4 protein-coding genes are annotated in these 4054 nt (G+C 48.4%); 3 read left to right on the top strand and 1 reads right to left on the bottom strand.

Annotation, left to right across the window (positions count from 1 at the left end; translation table 11 throughout):
• Positions 1-593: ATP-binding cassette domain-containing protein (locus tag H6S82_RS21485; RefSeq protein ID WP_191056675.1), on the top strand; the 593-nt coding region annotated here is incomplete at its 5' end.
• Between the two features lie 194 nt (positions 594-787).
• A complete protein-coding gene (gene psb27, locus H6S82_RS21480) occupies positions 788-1183 on the top strand; it encodes a photosystem II protein Psb27 (RefSeq protein ID WP_190463379.1) in 396 nt (131 codons plus the stop codon).
• Between the two features lie 143 nt (positions 1184-1326).
• Here the strand turns inward: psb27 and H6S82_RS21475 are convergent, their stop codons facing one another.
• On the bottom strand, positions 1327-2397 hold the full coding sequence (locus H6S82_RS21475; RefSeq protein ID WP_190463381.1) for an adenosine deaminase: 1071 nt from the start codon (positions 2395-2397) through the stop codon (positions 1327-1329).
• Between the two features lie 267 nt (positions 2398-2664).
• Between H6S82_RS21475 and H6S82_RS21470 the strand changes: the two genes are divergently transcribed.
• Positions 2665-4054, top strand: a 1390-nt coding sequence (locus H6S82_RS21470; protein WP_191056674.1) for a family 10 glycosylhydrolase, incomplete at its 3' end; no start/stop codon positions are given.

Here is a 4054-nt window from a genome sequence, read left to right as displayed (position 1 = left end):
GAGAAATTAAGTTTCAAGGAGAAAATCTCTACGATCGGCAATTCGCGCAAAGAATAGAGGAAGTACGTCGTCGTATAGGGATGGTATTTCAAAAACCCAACCCTTTCTCGAAATCAATTTACGAGAATGTGGCTTTTGGTGCGAGGATCAATGGCTACAGGGGCGATATGGATGAGTTGGTAGAACGATCGCTCCGAGGTGCGGCTCTGTGGGATGAAGTGAAAGACAAGCTCAAACAAAGCGGTTTATCTCTGTCTGGCGGACAGCAGCAGCGTTTGTGTATTGCGCGGGCGATCGCAGTGCAACCCGATGTTATTTTGATGGATGAACCCTGTTCTGCTCTAGACCCGATTTCTACCCTGCGGATCGAAGACTTGCTGCACGAACTCAAAGAGCAATACACCATCATCATCGTTACCCACAATATGCAGCAGGCTTCGCGGGTGTCCGATATGACCGCGTTCTTCAATGTCCAGCCTACCGAAAAAGGCGGACGCATGGGTTATATGGTGGAGTTCGATCGCACCGAGGTGATTTTCCAAAGTCCGAAAGAAGAATCTACCCGCGAGTACGTCAGCGGACGCTTTGGTTGATTCCAAGACGGTCAAGTGCGACTCTTCAAAAGAGAGCTCAAGGCTTTACGGACTCCGTAAATACAAAACTCATATGCAAGAAGATCCGGATTTACCCAAGCATTGAGTAACTTTAGGATGATCCCCGCAGTACCGATCCAGGATACGATGGAGCATGGATTTGTCTCTGCTGTGGAAAATTTACCTAACTGCTTATGAAGCGCTATTTGACCCGTCTGCTTGCCCTAGTTTTGGTTGTGACGATCGGCTTGATCGGCTGTGCCACCCCCACAGGCATAACTGGGGATTATCGTCAAGATACCTTGGCTCTGGTGCAAACTTTGAGAACTGCGATTGAATTGCCAGATGATTCACCAGAGAAAGCGGCGGTTCAGGCAGAAGCACGTCAAAGAATCAATGACTTTGCGGCTCGTTATCGGCGCGATAGTTCTCTCACCGCTCTCCGCTCTTTCACTACAATGCGAACAGCATTGAACAATATAGCCGGACATTACAGTTCTTATCCAAATCGTCCTCTTCCTGAGAAGTTGAAGCAGCGTTTGGAACAAGAATTAACCCAGGTGGAAAATGCTCTGAGACAAGGAGTCTGATCGATAAAAAACTTAAATTGAGTAGGGTGCGTCAGAGCGATAAAATTTAATGATTATCGGCAAAATTATCAGATCTGACGCACCCTACAGCCAGAAAAATCCCGCGAGTTTAATAACTAGCGATTTGTGTGAATTGGCACGCTCTAGTCGGCGATTTCGGCGAATTCGCGACCCAGCGAGCCATTACCCGTATCGTTAATTGAGGCTTGAAACAGTCCGTTTAATAACGAAGCCGGTCTTTGTTGGTAAGGCCAAGCAAAAGCATGGCGAAAAGCGGCATCTTGACAAGCCTGCAATTCTTCAAAACCGATGATGTCGTAAGTCAGCAAGTTTTCGTACTCGAATGGCAGACGCACGTTATGCAAACCAGCGTTATCCGTGCAGATGGCGATATCCACACCAGCGTCAAAACAGCGATCGAATACTAACTTGAGTTGGCGGATATCTTCGAGCGTACCGGTTTTGAGGTATGTGGTCGGACAAACTTCCAGACACTGACCGTTAGCAGCTAATTCACTTAGCAATTCGGGATACTGTAAAGGGATCTGAATGCCGTGTCCGATCCGCATCAGATAGGGGATAAGTTCTGGATAGCAACCAGATTGAGTTTCGTAGACGTGGCCTGTGGTCTTGAGGTCGAGCGATCGCGCCAAGGCGTACAGTTCTACAAATTCATCCAGCCGCTCTGCATAATGGGCATCCCCTCCAGCCAAGTCTACAGCACAAACATACCCTTTGCTCTGTGCAGCCAGCTCGACGATCGCCCGGTTCACCTCATAGGGAAGGCGGGAGTGCATACAGAGAATTTGGCTGGTAATAATTGGATATTCTTTCGTCTGGGTAGCTTTCCCGACAATCTCAACAATTTCAGCCATTTGGTCAATTCGTTCCGACTGACTGAGTTGGGGAGATGTCCGCAGATAGGGAGTGTAACGGATCTCCAAATAGGCAAGATTCTCAAAAATATACGCACCCCGAATCAGTCGGGAAATAAAATAGGGTAGTGTCTGAGTAGTTTGAACGCCTTCTACTAAAGTATGCAGCTCCAAATACTCATCGAGCGTATTGCGCGGTTTTGTATAAAAATCCTCAAACGAGGCATACTCAGGGAAGCGATCGGCCAAATTGGCGTCGCTGCGTTGGAAGTAGCGCCAAAGAATACGAGGTACAACAGAACCGCCGAGGTGGCGGTGCAGTTCAGCATATAGAGCCACAAAAACCCCTCTGGTTGATATAGATGAAATAGGAGTACAGTTATTATTTCCATTATTAACAAATCTTTTTATAAGAGTTGGTAGTTACGCGAACACCGATGGGCTTCCCAGTCAAGCAAGTATGACCTAAACTTTTGTGAAGGTAACTTTGTTGACCTATAGCCCAGCGGCTCTTGATGCCTAGTGGCAAGCAGTGGTGCAGCAACCAGTCCTTAGGGGCTAATTATTTGTCAGTATCGTTTGTTTTTTTTCTTTCTGGTTGATGCCATGTTGAAAGCTCTCATAGCTGTTAAGCGAGATGCCAGTCGTTTCTATCGCAGCCTTTTAGTCAGTGTGTTAACTGGTGGTCTGGTGAGTCAGTGCATCTGGAATAAACCAACTCATGCACAAGTAATGGTGCCTTGCCAGTTATCGGCAGATCTGATTCAACAAAAAGAAAACCTCCGGCTGGCGGCTCTTAAAGGCGATCGAGAAGCGCAGAACCGCTACCAAGCCCTGATAGCCAAACAGGCAAGGCAATTGCAAGAATGCCGCAGCCAAAATTGGCCGCGCAACCAAGCTATTTGGCTGCGCCTGTATCCCTGCGATATCCGCCCAGGTTCGGTGGGTATGCTGCTCGATCGCCTTGTCAATAAAGGTTACAACGAAGTTTATGTGGAAGTCTTTTACGATAGTCTGGTGCTACTGCCCCAGGCCGATAATCCCACATCTTGGAGTTCTGTAATACAAGTACCCGGAGCGGAAAAGGTAGATCTGTTAGCGGAAATTATTGAGAAAGGGCGCAAGCGAGGGCTCAAAGTTTATGCTTGGGTATTTACAATCAATTTCGGATATGCTTACGCGACTCGGCCCGATCGCCAAGCTGTTTTAGCTCGTAATGGCAGGGGTCAAACCAGTTTGGATGTAACCAACGATGCGGGTATCGACACCGATCTAACAAAAGGCGATGCCAGTAAAGCTTTTGTCGATCCCTACAGCCCCCAAGCGCGACAAGACTATGAAAGGTTGATTGAGGCGATCGTCAAACGCAAACCGGACGGAATTTTGTTTGATTATGTTCGCTATCCCAGAGGGACGGGGGATGCTTCGGTCGTTACCAAGGTGCAAGACTTGTGGATTTATGGTGAATCTGCCCAGCAAGTATTCTTGCAACGGGCAATCAACCGCAAAGGGCTGGATCTGATGCGGCGATTTTTAACTAAGGGATTCGTTAGCGCCCAAGATGTTGCCCAGGTTGACGAAATTTATCCAGAGGAAGAAGAACCGCTTTGGCAGGGACGCAATCCCGACCAAACAAAGAGCGTACTGCCAGCAGGGCAACGTCAACCTTTCCTACAATGGGATTTATGGCAGCTGAGTGTAGCCCACGCCGCTCAAGGTATTGTCGATTTTTTGACGGCAGCAATGCAACCGGCGCAGCGCGTCGGCATCCCGACTGGGGCGGTGTTTTTCCCTGGGGGCAACCAAGCTGTCGGTCAGGGGGGATATGACTCGCGGGTACAACCTTGGGATAAGTTCCCCAGAACGATGGAATGGCATCCTATGCTTTATGCAAATTGCAACGACACTAGCTGTATTTTGAACGAGCTGCAACGGGTAGTAAGTCTCGCTCCTCTCGGTACGGATATTAGACCGGCGTTGGCTGGTGATTGGGGAA

It is taken from the genome of Planktothrix sp. FACHB-1355, from assembly GCF_014748295.1.
Taxonomy (GTDB): domain Bacteria; phylum Cyanobacteriota; class Cyanobacteriia; order Cyanobacteriales; family Aerosakkonemataceae; genus Aerosakkonema; species Aerosakkonema funiforme_A.
Note: the sequence above shows the minus strand (reverse complement) of the source record. Positions and strands in the feature narration are given on the sequence as shown.

Coding starts and splice junctions, on each gene's coding strand:
- psb27 (WP_190463379.1), top strand. CDS start 788: ATGAAGCGCTATTTGACCCGTCTGCTTGCCCTAGTTTTGGTTGTGACG.